Consider the following 15,926-nt stretch of genomic DNA (forward strand, 5'->3'; position numbering starts at 1 on the left):
CTATTCCTTAATCGAACCAAGCATGGCACCCTTGGCAAAATACTTCTGCAGGAACGGGTACACTATGACGATAGGCAGCATCGCCAGCAGAATGGCCGCATTCTGGACATTGGGTCCAAGGTTAGCCGCAAGCGAGGCATCCACCGCTGCCTCTGCCGAGATATTGGAGGCGCTGATCGCTACCATCTGCCGCAGGAGCGGTTGAATCGGCCAGCGCGTCGTATCATTCAGATAGATAACCGCCGAGAAGAACTCGTTCCAGAACTGCACCATGAAGAACAGAGTGAACGTGGCGATAATCGGCTTGGACAGCGGCAGCACGATCGAGTAGAGAATCCGGAATTCTCCGGCCCCGTCAATTCTTGCCGCTTCATCCAGACTCTCAGGCAGGCTCTGGAAGAACGAGCGGATGACCATGATATTGAAGGCACTGGAGGCTGCCGGAAGCACTACCGCCCAGTAGGAGTCGATCAGACCCAGATTTTTGACGACCAGATAGTTCGGAATCATGCCCCCGTGAAAAATCATCGTGAAGAAAATAACCAGCAGCATGATCCGGCGTCCGGGCAGAAATTTCTTCGACAGGGCATAAGCCAGTGTAATCGAGACAAACAGGCTGAGCACCGTGCCCATCGCCGTGATAATTACAGAGTTCTTGACGGAGGTCAGGAACGTGTTCGCATTCAGCAGATAGCTGTAGGCGTCCAGTGTCCAGTGCTTGGGCCAGATGAAGAAATTCCCGGCCATCGAATCTCCCGGCGGACTGAACGAGACCGCAATAATATATAGAAAAGGCAGAATAACCAGCAAGCTGATTAAGCAAATTATGACTACAATAATGGTATCAAACCAGGTTGCCTTAAGCTTCATAACCTCTCCACTCCTGTTCTAGTTCTAGAATATGCCTTCCTCACCCAGCAGCTTCGCCGCATAATTGGCCCCGAGGACCAGGATCAGACTGGCAACGGATTTGAACATGCCTACGGTAATCGCGAAGCTGTAATTGAATTGCTCCAGACCGACGTGGTAGACGAACAGATCGAAGACATTGGAGACATCGAGGTTAAGGCTATTGGTCATCAGGAAGATCTGCATGAAGTTGGAGTCCATGGAGGAGCCCAGACGGAGCAGCAGCAGAATCACGATAGTCCCTTTGATGCCGGGGAGGGTGATATGCCAGATGCTCTGCAACCGGCTTGCTCCATCCACCTTGGCTGCTTCATACTGCTCAGGGTTAATCCCCGCCAGTGCCGCCAGGAAGATAATCGTGCCCCAGCCCGCATCCTTCCAGATGGACTGGAAGATGACCAGCGGCCGGAACCATTCATTGCTGACCAGGAAATTGGCGCTGCCGTCGAACCACTGGCCGAGGTAATGGTTAATGACGCCCGAAGGACCGAAGAAGGAAATCGTAATCCCGTAAATCACGACCCAGGAGAGAAAATGGGGCAGATATACGATGGTCTGCGAGACACGCTTGAACACCTTGAGCCGCACTTCATTCAGAAGCAGCGACAGGAAGATCGTGAAGGGAAAATAAATGATCAGATTCAGCAGACTGATCAGCAGCGTATTTTTCAGCAACATATAGAAATCGGAGGTCCCGAAAAACTGTCTGAAATTATCCAGCCCCACCCAGGGACTGTCCATCATGCCCTTGAACGGGCTGTATTCCTTGAAGGCCAGAATGAGTCCTGTCATCGGGATGTAATGAAAGGTGAGAAAGTAGAGAATACCCGGTGCTGCCAGTAAGTAAAAGGGCCATAGCTGATGAAACCGTTTGGGTCGTAAAGCTCTCTGCACAGGCTAAACCTCCTTATCCAAATGGGCAAAAGAAAGGGGAAAGCCCCCTCCTTTGCCTCTGTGTATAGTGTTGTTGTATTACTTCGCGGAATGCTCTGCGTTATACTGGTCCTGCAATTCCTTGGTGATCTGCACCCCCGGACCCTCCGTCCAGGCATCAATTTCCTTCTGCACATCCTCCCAGGCTCCCTCGCCCAGCACATACTTCGTCATTACCGCACTCATTTTCTTATAGCTGTCCGGATTCTTGCTGGCATACTGTGAGTTGTAGCTGAGGAACGGATTCTCCACTCCGATTTTGCTGATCGTATCCAGAGTCGCCTTTTGCAGCGCCAGGATGTCCGGCTCCTTGGAGTTGGCGTATACATAAGGATCTGCGCGGTTCTCCAGGATGAAGTTGTTCGGCTTATCCAGCTCATACTGCTTCTTCTGCTCCTCGGTCTGCACGGCCATCCCATCCTTGAATTCACTGGAATGAATGCCTGTAACTCCCGCTTTGGAGAATGCGACATTCTCTTCGGAGGCGGTGAAATCCAGGAAGTCTACAATCTGCTGCACCTTATCCTCCGGCACGGAGCTTGGAACCGCCCACAGTCCGTAGTACCCGGAGAGTACAGAAGCGCCCTTCTGTCCGTTCGCGCCTTCAAGCACATCGACAATCGCGATTTCGGCCTTCGGGTCTGTCTGCTTCAGCTTCTCCACGTTGGTCTCCACAATATCACTGACATTCCCGACAAAAGCACCCGCAGTACCGGCCAGGAACTTACTCCGCGCCTGTCCCTGGTTCTTCAGCACCGGCGCATCCTTGTCGATCAGTCCCTTGCTCCACGAATCTCTCAGCCACTCCAGGAATGCCTTGTATTCCGGGGTCTGGAAATCACGGACCACCTTGTCTCCGTCCAGCTTCCACACATTTGGAATGCCGAAGGCATACTGAATGGGTTGAACACCGGAGAATGGTCCAGGGCTGTTCACACCATCTGAGCCGTAGATCGTGAACGGAATGGTTTTGCCGCCGCCGGCCGGGTCCTTCTCCTTGAAGACCTTCAGCGCATTCGTCAGCTCATCGATGGTCTTCGGAACAGGCAGACTATATTTGTCCAGCCAGTCCTTGCGGATCAGGATGTTCGCTTCACCACCGCCGTAGAGGCCGCGCGGCCGGGGAATCCCGTAGGATTTGCCGTCAATCTTGGCACCGTTCCAGACCACCTCATCAATCTGGCTGATATTTTTGGTCTTCTCAATATAAGGGGTCAGATCATGGAAGGCGCCCATCTTGACCAGGTTGTTGAACTTGTCATCCTTGCCGCCGTCCATCAGCAGCAGGTCATAGGAATCTCCGGCGGATACCGCCACAGACAATTTATCCGTATAAGCCTCAGAGGGTACAAAAGTAACGTTCAGATCGACATTGCCGCGCTTCTCCAGATCCTCCAGCGCTTTGTTGTTCGTCATCTCCGGCGGGTTGCCGAAGAGAATCGTCATCGCTTTAATGCTGGCCGGCTTGCTGGCCGCACCGCTTGGTGTACTGCCTTCCGGCGCTGCCGTGCTGCCTGCGGCTGAATTCTTATCTCCGGCGCAGCCCGCCAGTGTAGTTACCATCAACGCCGCTGAAGCTACAAGCGGTACAAGCTTTTTTGTAATATTCATTGTCATCCCCCATTTGCTTGTATTGATTGCGTTTACATCGTGCTTACACTTTGGATTATAGAAGACGCCGGAGCTTAAGAACATGCCGGATTCCAGCCAAAGTGTCACCATTTTTAAGATTTGCCGGGCCGCAGGTATCTCCATGTCCGCCAATGTACTATAATCTGTTTAGGATAGCCTGCCCGGTATCCGTAGTCCAAAACCCTTAACGGATGTGACTCTATGAATTCACCCTTTTTCAGCTTTTTGCGGCGGAGCTTCTATATTAAGATGATTGTGGTCATGTTCGCCATCTCGGTGGTTCCACTGATTGTGTTGTCCTTCATCTCTGTAAGCGTATCCAGTACAACAGTAGAGCAGCAGGTGAACCGCCTGAACGCCCAGCTCGTCAATCAGGTCGTGGACCGGATTGAATTAACCATGACCCGGCTGCGGGAGCTCAGCGAGCAATACTCCCGGATCTCGTCCATTCAGAGCGCGCTGGTCTCGCCGTCGGCTCAATATTTTGAGGAGGTGGTCCGCAAAAAGGATCTGATCTCCGTCCTCAGCGGCGCCTCCGCCATCATCGGGAATGTGGAGGGTCTGCAGGTCTATTCCGCCGTCACCGGAGAAGTCCTCTCCTCCACGGAAGCTCCTGCCATGCTGGAGGAGTCCCCGTACAGGCCGCTGATTGAAGCGTATCTGGCTTCGGGACGGCCGAATCTTTTTCTGGACAAGCACTCGATGCCTGAGCTGGCTATTCTTAATTCGTCTACCTATTATATCTCACGCGTTCCCTTCGATTTATATAAGGACCTGAAGGGCGTGCTGCTGATCTCCATGAGCAACAGCCAATACCAGCAGCAGATCGAGAATATTCAGCTTGGGAGCGAGGGCTCGATCTCCCTGCTGACTGAAGACGGCCTGACCATTGCCACGACCAGCAAGCTGGAGAAGCAGGAGGATACACAGCGGGTGCAGGAGATTCTGAAGCGCTGGAAGGAGCTGAAACACCCCGATCAGTTCGCGGCAGGCTCCTCCATAGTCTCTGTCAAACAGACCTCCACCTATGACAAGTGGATCGTACTCTCGGAGATTCCGTCCAAGGAGCTGACGGCCAGCGCCGAGATCATCCGCCGGACCGTCACTTATTTCCTGCTGATACTGGTCTGTCTGGGGGCGCTCTGTGTGGTCGGCTTCGGGTATCAGCTCTACCGGCCTCTGCAGGCTGTGAAGCGGCAGGTAGATGCTCTGAAAAAAGGGGATTTCGAGGCCAGGGTTACCCATTTCGCGAGTAATGAGATCGGGGATCTGGGCCGGATGCTCAATACCATGGCTGTCCGCATTCAGGATCTGCTGGCAGACCTGCATGATTCGGAGGACCTGAAGCGCAAACTGGAAATTCGGGCACTGCAGTCGCAGATCAACCCCCATTTTATGTACAATACCCTCAATACGATCCGTATGTTCGCCATGATGAAGGATTATGAGAAGATCAACTCCCTGATGGGACGGCTGGTGGCCTTGCTGCGGTATTCGATGGAGAATTTCGAGCAGACGGTGCGGCTCCAGCAGGAGCTTGATTATCTGGCGGATTATGTCGGGCTGCTGAATATGCGCTACAAATGCCAGATCCATCTGGAGGCTGAGATCGAGGAGCCGCTGCGGGGTATGATGATTCCGAAGCTGGGTCTGCAGCCGCTGATTGAGAACTCGGTATTCCACGGTATTCTCCCGCGCAAGGCACCGGAAGGGCATATCCGGGTGCGCGTATACAGAAGTCCCGGCGGAAGCCATATTATTGTACAAGTGGAGGACGACGGGATCGGTCTGGAAGAGGCTGAGCTGAAGAAGCTGCAGCTCCATCTCCAGCAGGAAGAGTCTGCCGAGAACATCGGACTGCAGAATGTATGGATGCGTATGAAGCTGCTGTTCGGGGCGGAGACACAAATCCTGCTCACAAGCGCTCCGGGCGAAGGCTTGACCATCCGCATGCTGCTGCCGTCCGGGAACGTTCTGATTAAGGAGGAACATCATGAATCACTATAGAGTTGTCCTTGTCGAGGATGAGATTCCGGCAAGAACCGTCTTCCGGCATTTCATTGAGGAGCGCGCAGACCTGTTCACCCTTGTCGGCGAAGCCGAGGATGGCCGGGACGGACTGGAGCTGTTCCTGAAGCATAAGCCGGAGCTGATTGTCACCGACATTACGATGCCGGGCATGGACGGGCTGGAGATGCTGCGCGAGATTGAACGGAGCGGGGTCCGTGCGCCGCAGATCATTATCCTGACCTGCCATCAGGACTTCCACTATGCCCAGCAGGCCATTCATCTGAAGGCAGCCTCCTATCTGATTAAGGATGACTGCCTCTCCGATCCGGGCCTGTTGACCCGGACGATGGAGGAGCTGGCGGTCCTGGCGGATTCACGCGGCGAGACGAGGGACAATTATCTGCAGCTGGAGCAGCAGGTCCGTCTGAGCGAGGTCGAGATCGAGCAGAGCCTGTTCCTGGACATGCTGCGCAGCCCGGCGGCCGAAGCCAAATGGCTGCGCAGTCTTGCAGACGCGCAGCTTCCGCTTCACGGCCAGGGCTTCATGACCCTGCTGCTGGAGCTGGACCGCAACTCCTTGCGCTTCCCGATCGACCAGCTGGAGGAGCTGAAGCTGTGGCAATTCGCCGGGGTCAACGTGCTGAAGGAGCTGCTCGGCAGCATAGGCCCGCATAAGGTTATTGCCCTCGACAAAGGGCGATTCCTGGCCCTGTATACCGACAGCATGAAGACGGAGAGACCCCGCTTCCTGGAGCAGGTGCTGGAATCCCTGGCCGCGAATCTCCGGATGAACTGCATCGCCTTGCTGTGCAGCTTCGACCAGGGACTGGAGGAGCGGCCGGAGGCGCTGAAGCGGCTGGCTTCAGCGCCGTATCCGTTCTTTTACCGCTGCAATGAGCTTATCAGTATCGGGGAGTGGGGTCAGCTCTCCAGCTTCCAGCGGATTCCTGAGCCGCAGAGCCGCTTCTGGAGCAAGGTGCTGAAGAAAGCGCTGCTGGAGCCCCATCTCAGCACGGCGGCTCTGGAGCAGGAGCGCCAGTCCCTGCACCGTCAAGCCATGGAGCAAGCCTGGGACCCGGAGCAGATTAAGTCCCTGTACCTGCGGGTCTTCCTGGATATGAGCCATAACGTCATTGGGGCGGAAGGCGGGGCGGACCTCGAAGCAGAGCTGCGTGTACAAATCGAGCTGTGCCAGACGTTCAACTCCGTACATGAGATCACCTGCGATTATTTCCGCAAGCTTCAGCAGCTTCAAGAGGGCGGCCGGAAGATCGATGCCTCCATCACACGTATCATTCAGCAGATGCGCGAGGATCTCAGCTATCCCTACAAGCTGGAGGAGCTGGCGGCTTCAATCAATTACAGCGTGCCTTACTTCAGCTCCATGTTCAAAAAGGCCGTCGGCGAGAGCTTTGTCCAATATCTGACCCGCCTGAGGATCGAACAGGCCAAGCTGCTGCTGCTCACCACCGACCACAAAACCTTCGAAATCTCCGAATCCATCGGGTTCGAGAATTACCGTTCCTTCAACCGCATCTTCAAGAAGGAGACTGGCGTCTCCCCCTCCGATTACCGCCGGCAGGGGGCTCAAAGCATATAAATTCAGGAACTAAACTGTGAGGGCAGCATGGATACTCTTCAGCCCATTGTAGCGATTTTTCGATTACATTTGGCCTGCGCGCCGCCCCCGGTCCCATTGTAGTCGGTTTTTCGATTACATTTAGACTTCGCGCCGCCCCCGGTCCCATTGTAGTCGGTTTTTCGATTACATTTGGCCTACGCGCCGCCTTCCGTCCCATTGTAGTCGGTTTTTCGATTACATTGGGGACGTGTGTCGTCCGCTCCAGCCAATTGTGTCCGGTTTACCGTAAACAACCCCCGCCTTCACCGGAAATCCGGTGAGGACGGGGGTTGCTCTTATTAACCTGTAATCCATCAGGAACGGCGGTTCACGAACATCAGCATAAGCATGGAAATCACAATGATCGAGCCGACCCACATCCAGGCCAGCGTCATGTTGCCGCCGTCCACCGCTACATAAATCGCGGTAGGCACAGTCTGGGTGCGGCCCGGAATATTACCCGCCACCATAATCGTCGCTCCGAATTCACCCAGTCCGCGGGCGAAGCCGAGGACATATCCGGCAGCCAGCGAACGGCTGGCCAGCGGTAGAGTTACATAGCGCAGCACCTGAAGCTCGCTGGCTCCCTGCGCCCGCGCTGCATCCTCAAGGTCCTTCTCTACCCCCTCGAAGCCTGCCTTAACCGTGCGGTATACCAGCGGAAAAGCCACTACCACTGCGGCAATTACCGCTGCCCCCCAGGTAAATAGAATCGTCTGCTCCGTAAACTGTTCATACAGCCTGCCGATCCAGCTGCGCCGCCCGAGGACCACCAGCAGGACGAAGCCGACTACGGTCGGCGGCAGCACCAGCGGCAGCAGCAGGACCGTTTCGACCAGGCTGTGTCCGAAGAACCGGCGTCCCGCCATCCTCCGGGCAGCCAGCGTGGCCAACAGGAATACGATCACACTGGTTAATACCGCAATCTTGATGGACAGCCAGACCGGGGCGAAAAAGTCGGTCCAATTGATCTCCATCTCTTTTCACCCTATCTTAATGGTAGTTAGTTATTTAGCCAATTGAAAGCCGTAGCCTGTAAAGACCGAGCTTGCAGAAGCAGTCTGCACATAGCTGTAGAAGGCTTTGGCCTCTGCCTGATGCGACGAATCTGCGACAATGCCCACCGGATAGTTAATCGCCTTGTGTACATGACCACCCACCGTCAGGGCAATCTTCACCTTCTTCGAGGTTAACGCGTCTGTCTTGTAGACGAACCCTGCATCTGCATTGCCTGTCTCCACATAAGACAGCACCTGACGGACATCCTTGGCGAAGACTAGCTTGCTTTGCAGCGTATCCCATACCTTCTTCGCGGTCAAGGACTGCTGGGCATATTGTCCGGCCGGAACCGATTCCGGCTGGCCCACGGCTACTTTTTTGAAGGCTGGAGCGGTAAGGTCAGTAATGGTTGTAAGCTTCGTATTCGAATCGGAAGGAACCACGACGACCAGTTGATTCTTCAGCAGCGCCTTATGGTCTGTGATCAGCCCTTTGTCCACCAGCGCATTCATCTGCTTATCGCCTGCCGAGAAGAACAAATCCGCCGGAGCTCCCTGCTCGATCTGCTTCTGCAGTGTACCGGACGCGCCATAATTGAATACCAGCTTAACATCCGGATGCTGCTTCTCATACTGCACGGCAATCTTGTCCAGACTATCCTGGAGACTTGCCGCTGCGGAGACAACAATCTCCGTCTTCTTCACTGCCGCCTCCACATCACCTGCTGATCCCGCCGACACGCCCGCCACCATAAGCAGCACCAATAATCCCGCTATCCACTTCTTCAGCACACTCCATACCTCCCAATCGCTATTTCGTATATTTTGAACATATTCTAGCAAGTTAAATCGAATTATACAATATATTTGATTATGTTTGTATATATTTAGTTATGATTAGTATCAAAATCAGGGTTTTCCCTCGTCCGCACAACAAAAAAACCCGCCCTACGTATAGGGAAGAGGCCTGTTCTATGTCTATCGTAATCATCTTCTCACCAGTTCCAGTTATTCGACGTTGAAAGCTACCTTGAAGCTTCCCTTGGTATCTTCACCCTTGATTTCAATCCGGTATTTCCCGTCCTTCCCGGCTTTCACCTTCTCAGTACCGGATTCATTGGTTGCCAGTTCAGTAAGCACCTGATTATCCGGTCCGTATAACTTCATAGACAGCTGGCCTTCTTCCACCTTGGATTTATAATCAATGCTGATCGTTTCGCCGCTTTTCATACTCAGCTTCTCCGCATCCTGCCTGTTCAAAGTGAGATGGCGGCAGAACCGGTATAATTCATCCCTATACCTGACAATGAGAAGCTCAAGATGCTCTTGTTGGCCGGACTTGCATCCTTCAACGAGCTGTTTGTCGGTCATCATCTGTTCCCCGCCGCCCTTTCAACCTACATTACGAAGAATATTGGATATTGTTCGAAAATTCACAAAGTTATTTTCGGGAAAAGTAAGGCTTCGGTTCCCGGAACGCTGAGAAACGAAGCTCCTATTCGAAAACCACGTTGGGCTATTGCCCAACTGAGGATTAGCAGTGGCCCGAGGATGGGACATGGGATGATGGCTGAATTGTATTTAGTACAACTAAAACTTCCGATTTCCAACCATTTCGACGTTTAGTTGTATTTTGTACATTAAATAGCAACCTTCTGCCGGTTTTCACCTCATTGGGCAGATTTAGTTGTACCGAATACAGTTAAAAGAAAATTTCATACCTTTTTCCTGTTTTTAAGTGTATATTCTGCAACTATCCCTACTCCCTCCTATTCAAATAGAACAAACTCCCCCTAACAGGTGGGACATGCCCGTGCCTTCCTTCATGATAACATTTCATTAAATAATCCCCCTCAAAATAAAGAGCCATCCCAACAGCCATTGATATGGCTTGGGACAGCTCTTGATAAGATCTTAATTTCAGTTCTTCATCCGCGGGTCCAGCACATCCCGCAGGCCGTCGCCCATCAGGTTGAAGCCGAGGACGGTCAGCATGATGGACAGGCCCGGGAAGACTACGGTCCAGGGGGCCTTCTGGATAAACTGGCGGGAGTCGGAGAGCATCTTGCCCCACTCCGGGTCCGGCGGCTGGGCGCCGAGTCCAAGGAAGCCCAGGGCTGCGGCTTCAATGATGGCTGTAGCGATGCCAAGGGTGCCTTGGACAATGATCGGCGTCAGGCTGTTCGGCAGAATATGGCTGAACAGAATCCGCCCGTTCTTCATCCCGATCGCCCTGGCCGCCGTGATATACTCCTCGTTCTTCAGGCTCAGCACCTTGGCCCGGACCAGCCGGCCATAGGTCGGAATGTTGACGATGGCAATCGCGTAGAGCGCATTCTGCAAGGAAGGCCCCAGAATAGCTACAATCGCGATAGCCAGCAGAATACTCGGAAAAGCCAGCAAAATGTCAAACAGACGGGAGATGATCATATCCAGCCATTTGCCGTAGTATCCGGCGAGGATGCCCAGCGCGGTGCCGACAATGATCGAGCCGATGACGGAGAAGAATCCCACCCAGAGTGAAATCCGCGCCCCGTAGATCACCCGGGTGAACAGATCCCGCCCCAGATCATCCGTACCGAACCAATGCTCCGCCGACGGAGGCTTCAGGCGGTTCACCAGCTGCTGAGCCTTGAAATCATACGGGGCGATCCACGGCGCGAGCAGCGCAATCAGTACGAAGAACAGAATAATGCCAAGCCCGGCCATAGCCGTCTTGTTCTTGCGGAAGGCCTTCCACGCATCACGCCAGGGGCCGGAGGCTTGATCCGCCGGAGCCTTAGGAGGTGGAGCCTGTAGTGCTGCCTGTCCCATAGCTGCTCCCCCTCACTTGTAATTGATGCGCGGATCGATAGCGGCATACAGCAGATCCACCAGCAGATTGATGACCACAAAGATAAAGGCAATAATCAGAATCCCCGTCTGAATTACCGGATAATCCCGCGAGCTGATCGCTTCGAAGATATAACGCCCCACCCCGGGCCAGGCGAAAATCGTCTCGGTCAGCACCGCCCCTCCGAGCAGTGCCCCCGTCTGCAGGCCGATTACCGTCAGCACCGGAATGAGTGCATTCTTCAGCGCATGCTTGTAGACCACGAGGAACTGCGACATACCCTTGGCCTTGGCTGTACGGATATAATCGGAATTCATTACTTCCAGCATACTGGAGCGGGTCATCCGGGCAATGATCGCCATCGGAATCGTGCCAAGCGCAATACTCGGCAGAATGAGATGCTTAATGACCGTCCACAGCTGGTCCCACTGCCCGGCCAGAATTGTATCCAGTACGTACAGGTTGGTTATCGTCTCCACCGGATTGCGCTGGTCCATCCTGCCGATGGACGGCAGCCAGTGCAGCTTCAGTGCGAAGAGCAGCTGCTCCATCAGCCCCAGCCAGAAGATCGGCATCGATACCCCAATGAGCGCGATGATCATCGCCGTATAGTCGAACCAGGAGTTCTGCCTCCAGGCACTGAGGATACCGGCGTTCACTCCGACAAAGGTTGCGAACAGCATACTGGCAGCCGTCAGCTCCAGCGTAGCGGCCAGATATGGTACGATTTCCTTGGCAATCGGCGTTTTGGTGCGGATCGAAGTCCCGAGGTCCCCCCGGGCCAAATCACCCATGTAGTTAAAATATTGCTGCAGCCAGGGCTTGTCGAGGCCAAGCTGGTTACGCAGCGCCTGCTTGGATTGCTCTGTCGCCTTCTGGCCGAGAATCGTCTCGGCCGGATCACCCGGAATCGCATGGATGATGGAGAAGACGATCAAGGTCATGCCGATCAGCACCGGGAACAGCACCATCACACGTTTTATGAGGTAAGAGTTCAATTCCGTTCACCTTCCAAAGGTGTATTTATTCAAAATAAATCTCACTGTAATACTCTGTACCTGTCGGTCCGGGCACGAAGCCCTTCAGATTGGCCTTGCCGGCCAGCAGCGGTGTGGTATGAACCAGCGGAATCCATGGCGCATCGGCTTTGATAATCTCCTGAGCCTGCTTGTACAGCTCGGTGCGCTTGCCCTGGTCTGTCTCCTTCTGGGCGCCGGTCAGGAGTGTATGCAATTCTTCATTCACATAAAAGGCACGGTTATTGCCGGGAATAGCATCCTTGTCCAGCAGGGTGTACAGGAAGTTGTCCGGGTCGCCGTTATCGCCGGTCCAGCCGAGCATGAAGATATCATCCTTCTCCCCGGCCTTGGTGTCATCGAGATAAGTGGCCCATTCCGGGGACTCGATCACGGTCTTGACCCCGATCTTCTCCCACTCCGCTTGAATCGCTTCGGCTACCTTCTTGCCGTCAGGCATATAAGGACGGGATACAGGCATTGCGTACAGGGTCACCGGGTCAGGCAGTCCGTCAGGATAGCCCGCTTCGGCCAGCAAGGCTTTGGCTTTGTCCAGATCATACTCATAATCCTTCACGCTGTCGTTATAGCCCCATAGGGAAGGCGGCATAGGATTGACCGCAGCCTGGGCCTGGCCGGCGAAGAATGCATCGATAATCTCCTGCTTGTTGACCGCATGGCTGAGTGCCTGTCTGACCTTCACATTGTCGAACGGCTTCTTCTTGAAGTTGAAGCCGAGGTAAGCCACATTGAACGGCGGGCGCTCAATCTTGGTCAGAGCACTGTTACTCTCGAGCGTGGACAAGTCATCAGGGCTGAGGTCTTCCATCAGGTCGATTTCCCCGTTTTGCAGCGCCGTGAAGCGGGCCGAGTTGTCCGGGATCGAGCGCACGATGACTTTGTTCAGCTTGGGAAGCCCTTCCTTCCAGTAGGCGGTATTCTTGTCCAGCGTGATGGAATCATTGCGCTTCCACTCCCTGAACACGAACGGGCCTGTTCCTACCGGCTCATTCTTGAAATTCTCCTTCTTCTCCTTAATCGCAGCAGGACTGGCAATCCCGAAGGTCGTCATGGCGATATTCTGCAGGAACGGCGCCTGCGGCTGGTTCAGTACAAATTGAACCGTCGACTCGTCCACCGCCTTCACTTCCTTAATCACCCGCGACCCGTCCGGGCCAAACATGGAGTCATAATAGTCGAAAGAATCGCCTTCGAATTTGTATTCACTGGCCGGATCACTCCAGCGCTGGAAATTGAACACAACGGCCTCGGCGTTGAAATCGGTTCCGTCATGAAACTTCACGCCGGGATGCAGCTTGAAGGTGTAGCTCAGCCCGTCCGGCGTTACTTCCCAGCTATCGGCAAGTGAGGCCTGGACTTCGGAGGTGCCGGGCTTATATTCGAGCAGCGAATCGAAGACCTGATGGGCAATCTTCAGCGACTCCCCGTCCGTCACAATCGCCGGGTCCAGGGAAGCCGAGTCGCCCCCGCGCCCCAGAATCAGGGTATCCTGCGCTGTCCCGGATGTCTCCGGCGAGCTTGCCGGAGCATTCGTTGCCGCCGTATTCCCTCCGGTATTTCCAGTGTTACCTGCGTTGCCTGTGTTATTCCCTCCGCCGCAGCCGCTGAGCGCGAGCCCCGCGCCAAGCATCAGTACCAATGCGAGATTACCCCATTTCTTCATCTCCAGAAAGCTCCCTTCTTTCATTGAAATATCAAAGTGTTTATATAGAGCGGTGCAGGTAGCACAGCTATAAACCAAGGTTCTTCTGTATATGGCTCTAAGATGCAAGCAGATCAGGCAAGCGGTGTATTGGCTTCTTCATCATAGAGATGGCAGGCTGTGAAATGTCCGGCTTCTGTCTCCAGCAGCGGAGGTCTGGCCACCCGGCACCGCTCCATCACGCGCGGACAGCGCGTGTTAAATGCACATCCGACTGGCGCATTGGCCGGACTCGGGACCTCTCCCTGCAGAATGACCCGCTCCTTGCGGATATCGGGATCAGGTTCAGGAACCGCAGAGAGCAGAGCCTGCGTATAAGGATGCTGCGGCCGGGTATATAGCGTATGCTTGTCCGTAATTTCGACAATCCGCCCCAGGTACATTACGGCTACCCGGTCGCAGATATGCTTCACTACACTAAGATCATGGGCGATAAATATGTAAGTTAAGCCGAATTCCCGCTGCAAATCCTGCATCAGGTTAATGACCTGGGACTGGATTGATACATCCAGCGCAGAGACAGGTTCATCTGCGATAATCAGCTTCGGATGGAGTGCCAGCGCTCTGGCAATGCCGATCCGCTGGCGTTGTCCGCCCGAGAACTGGTGAGGGTAACGCTGCAAATGCGCCCTGGACAATCCGACTACATCCGCCAGCCGCTCCACCTCTGCCTTACGCTGCCTGGCATCGCCGGTGGCGTGTACAATCATCGGCTCTTCGAGAATACGCTGCACAGTATGGCGCGGGTCCAGAGAGGAGAACGGGTCCTGGAAGACAATCTGCATTTCCCGGCGCTGCTTCCGCATCTCCTCGGCAGACAGCTTCGTAAGCTCCTGCCCTTCGAACCAGATCTCACCCGCTGTCGGCTCAATCAGCCGGAGCAGCGCGCGGCCGGTAGTTGATTTGCCGCAGCCGCTCTCCCCAACCAGACCGAAGGTCTCGCCCTTGCTCACAGCGAAGGAGATATCATCCACAGCCTTCACACTGCCGCCCTCCCGGCTGAAGAAGCCCTTGTTCAGCGGATAATACTTCCGGAGTCCCTTGACCTCAAGCAGGCTCTCACTCATACCGCATCCTCCTGTGGACTGTCATGCAGCCAGCATCTGCAGCTGTGCTGTTCCTCTTGCCGTGTCAGCCCCGGAAGGCTCTGCATGCAGAGCTCCATGACTTCCGGGCAACGCGGTGCGAACCGGCAGCCCTGCATATCTGTGCTGAGAACCGGCACATTACCCGGAATGGAGTAGAGACGTTCCTTAGCTTCATCCATCCGGGGGACGGAGGCAATCAGTCCTCTTGTATACGGATGCAGCGGATTTTTGAAGATATCATGAACACTGCCTTCCTCTACCACCTTACCGGCATACATCACAGCCACACGGTGGCACATCTCGGCCACTACGCCAAGATCATGGGTAATCAGCATGACAGCAGTGCCTTGCTCCTCATTCAACTGACGAATCAGCTCCAGAATCTGGGCCTGAATGGTTACATCCAGCGCGGTTGTCGGTTCATCGGCAATCAGCAGCTCCGGGCTGCAGGAGATCGACATGGCAATCATAACACGCTGGCGCATGCCTCCCGAGAGCTGATGCGGGTACTCGTCGATGATCGCTTCCGGCCGGGGGATTCCAACCTTGCGCAGCATATCGACCGCATGCTCCCGGGCTTCCTTCCTGGAGAGGCCGCGGTGCAGGCGTACTGTCTCCATAATCTGCTGTCCAACTGTGAATAAGGGATTCAGCGAGGTCATCGGCTCCTGAAAGATCATGGAGACCGAATCTCCCCGGATCTTACGCATCTCCTTCTCCTTCAGCGGGACAATATCGCGGCCTTTCAGCAGGATACGTCCGTCTACAATTCTTCCCGGGGGGCTTGGGACCAGCTTCAGGATAGACAGGGAGGTGACGCTCTTGCCGCAGCCCGATTCGCCCACTACGCCCAGAACCTCGCCCGGATTAATATAGAGATCAACACCATCCACTGCGGGAACCTCACCGCGGCCCGTAAAAAAGTGGGTATGCAGGTTTTCAATGCTCAGAATCGGCTGGATCAAGTCTCTCCCTCTTTTCTGTTAAAAATTGAACGAAGGTCAAATGACTAGTCAGGAAAACTATTCAAAAAGCAGGAAAACTATTTAAAAAGTTAGATATATTAACTATTACCTAACACAACAAGTAATGTAATTAACTTTAAATGCATATTACTGTTATTTAATGTATAACATTACTATGGATATCCTATCTAAGCAAGG

13 protein-coding genes are annotated in these 15,926 nt (G+C 54.2%); 2 read left to right on the forward strand and 11 right to left on the reverse strand.

Annotated elements, in window-relative coordinates; all coding sequences use genetic code 11:
* From NSU18_RS14320 to NSU18_RS14330, 3 genes are all read right to left on the reverse strand, one after another.
* Nucleotides 1-870, reverse strand: a complete 870-nt coding sequence (locus tag NSU18_RS14320) for a carbohydrate ABC transporter permease (protein WP_341018948.1) — start codon at nucleotides 868-870, stop codon at nucleotides 1-3.
* Between the two features lie 24 nt (nucleotides 871-894).
* Entirely contained in the window at nucleotides 895-1,803 is a 909-nt protein-coding gene (locus NSU18_RS14325; RefSeq protein WP_076157105.1) for an ABC transporter permease, read from the reverse strand.
* Between the two features lie 78 nt (nucleotides 1,804-1,881).
* Entirely contained in the window at nucleotides 1,882-3,453 is a 1,572-nt protein-coding gene (locus NSU18_RS14330; RefSeq protein WP_341018947.1) for an extracellular solute-binding protein, read from the reverse strand.
* Nucleotides 3,454-3,675: 222 nt separating this feature from the next.
* Here NSU18_RS14330 and NSU18_RS14335 point away from each other — a divergent pair, with 222 nt between their 5' ends.
* Both NSU18_RS14335 and NSU18_RS14340 read left to right on the forward strand, forming a co-directional pair.
* Entirely contained in the window at nucleotides 3,676-5,481 is a 1,806-nt protein-coding gene (locus NSU18_RS14335) for a sensor histidine kinase (protein WP_341018945.1), read from the forward strand.
* The gene (locus NSU18_RS14340; protein WP_341018944.1) at nucleotides 5,468-7,084 is read left to right on the forward strand and encodes a helix-turn-helix domain-containing protein; all 1,617 of its coding nucleotides are present in this window, start codon (nucleotides 5,468-5,470) and stop codon (nucleotides 7,082-7,084) included. The genes NSU18_RS14335 and NSU18_RS14340 overlap by 14 nt, the downstream gene beginning before the upstream one ends.
* A gap of 335 nt (nucleotides 7,085-7,419) precedes the next feature.
* Here the strand turns inward: NSU18_RS14340 and modB are convergent, their stop codons facing one another.
* From modB to NSU18_RS14380, 8 genes are all read right to left on the reverse strand, one after another.
* Nucleotides 7,420-8,082, reverse strand: a complete 663-nt coding sequence (gene modB / locus NSU18_RS14345; protein WP_341018942.1) for a molybdate ABC transporter permease subunit — start codon at nucleotides 8,080-8,082, stop codon at nucleotides 7,420-7,422.
* A 30-nt stretch (nucleotides 8,083-8,112) separates the two neighbouring features.
* Nucleotides 8,113-8,856, reverse strand: a complete 744-nt coding sequence (modA, locus tag NSU18_RS14350) for a molybdate ABC transporter substrate-binding protein (RefSeq protein ID WP_341023085.1) — start codon at nucleotides 8,854-8,856, stop codon at nucleotides 8,113-8,115.
* 255 nt (nucleotides 8,857-9,111) lie between these two features.
* Entirely contained in the window at nucleotides 9,112-9,477 is a 366-nt protein-coding gene (locus NSU18_RS14355; RefSeq protein ID WP_341018940.1) for an RNA polymerase sigma factor, read from the reverse strand.
* A gap of 546 nt (nucleotides 9,478-10,023) precedes the next feature.
* Nucleotides 10,024-10,917, reverse strand: coding sequence for a nickel transporter permease (gene nikC / locus NSU18_RS14360; protein WP_341018939.1), 894 nt, complete (start codon nucleotides 10,915-10,917; stop codon nucleotides 10,024-10,026).
* 12 nt (nucleotides 10,918-10,929) lie between these two features.
* Complete coding sequence (locus NSU18_RS14365; RefSeq protein WP_341018937.1) at nucleotides 10,930-11,934, reverse strand: ABC transporter permease; 1,005 nt, start codon at nucleotides 11,932-11,934, stop codon at nucleotides 10,930-10,932.
* A gap of 25 nt (nucleotides 11,935-11,959) precedes the next feature.
* A complete protein-coding gene (locus NSU18_RS14370) occupies nucleotides 11,960-13,636 on the reverse strand; it encodes an ABC transporter substrate-binding protein (RefSeq protein WP_341018935.1) in 1,677 nt (558 codons plus the stop codon).
* Nucleotides 13,637-13,749: 113 nt separating this feature from the next.
* The gene (locus NSU18_RS14375; RefSeq protein WP_341018932.1) at nucleotides 13,750-14,742 is read right to left on the reverse strand and encodes an ABC transporter ATP-binding protein; all 993 of its coding nucleotides are present in this window, start codon (nucleotides 14,740-14,742) and stop codon (nucleotides 13,750-13,752) included.
* Nucleotides 14,739-15,728 carry an ABC transporter ATP-binding protein gene (locus NSU18_RS14380; RefSeq protein WP_341018930.1) on the reverse strand — a complete coding sequence of 330 codons (990 nt, stop codon included), beginning with the start codon at nucleotides 15,726-15,728 and terminating at the stop codon, nucleotides 14,739-14,741. The genes NSU18_RS14375 and NSU18_RS14380 overlap by 4 nt, the downstream gene beginning before the upstream one ends.
* Between the last annotated feature and the right edge of the window lie 198 nt (nucleotides 15,729-15,926).

Origin of the sequence: Paenibacillus sp. FSL H8-0048, from assembly GCF_038002825.1 — a bacterium.
GTDB lineage: Bacteria > Bacillota > Bacilli > Paenibacillales > Paenibacillaceae > Paenibacillus_AQ.

Excerpts from the sequence above, each read along its gene's own strand:
- NSU18_RS14355 (WP_341018940.1), bottom strand. The coding sequence starts at position 9,477 with ATGATGACCGACAAACAGCTCGTTGAAGGATGCAAGTCCGGCCAACAA.
- NSU18_RS14320 (WP_341018948.1), bottom strand. The coding sequence starts at position 870 with ATGAAGCTTAAGGCAACCTGGTTTGATACCATTATTGTAGTCATAATT.
- NSU18_RS14330 (WP_341018947.1), bottom strand. The coding sequence starts at position 3,453 with ATGAATATTACAAAAAAGCTTGTACCGCTTGTAGCTTCAGCGGCGTTG.
- NSU18_RS14340 (WP_341018944.1), top strand. The coding sequence starts at position 5,468 with ATGAATCACTATAGAGTTGTCCTTGTCGAGGATGAGATTCCGGCAAGA.
- modA (WP_341023085.1), bottom strand. The coding sequence starts at position 8,856 with ATGGTGGCGGGCGTGTCGGCGGGATCAGCAGGTGATGTGGAGGCGGCA.
- NSU18_RS14335 (WP_341018945.1), top strand. The coding sequence starts at position 3,676 with ATGAATTCACCCTTTTTCAGCTTTTTGCGGCGGAGCTTCTATATTAAG.
- modB (WP_341018942.1), bottom strand. The coding sequence starts at position 8,082 with ATGGAGATCAATTGGACCGACTTTTTCGCCCCGGTCTGGCTGTCCATC.
- NSU18_RS14375 (WP_341018932.1), bottom strand. The coding sequence starts at position 14,742 with ATGAGTGAGAGCCTGCTTGAGGTCAAGGGACTCCGGAAGTATTATCCG.
- NSU18_RS14370 (WP_341018935.1), bottom strand. The coding sequence starts at position 13,636 with ATGAAGAAATGGGGTAATCTCGCATTGGTACTGATGCTTGGCGCGGGG.
- nikC (WP_341018939.1), bottom strand. The coding sequence starts at position 10,917 with ATGGGACAGGCAGCACTACAGGCTCCACCTCCTAAGGCTCCGGCGGAT.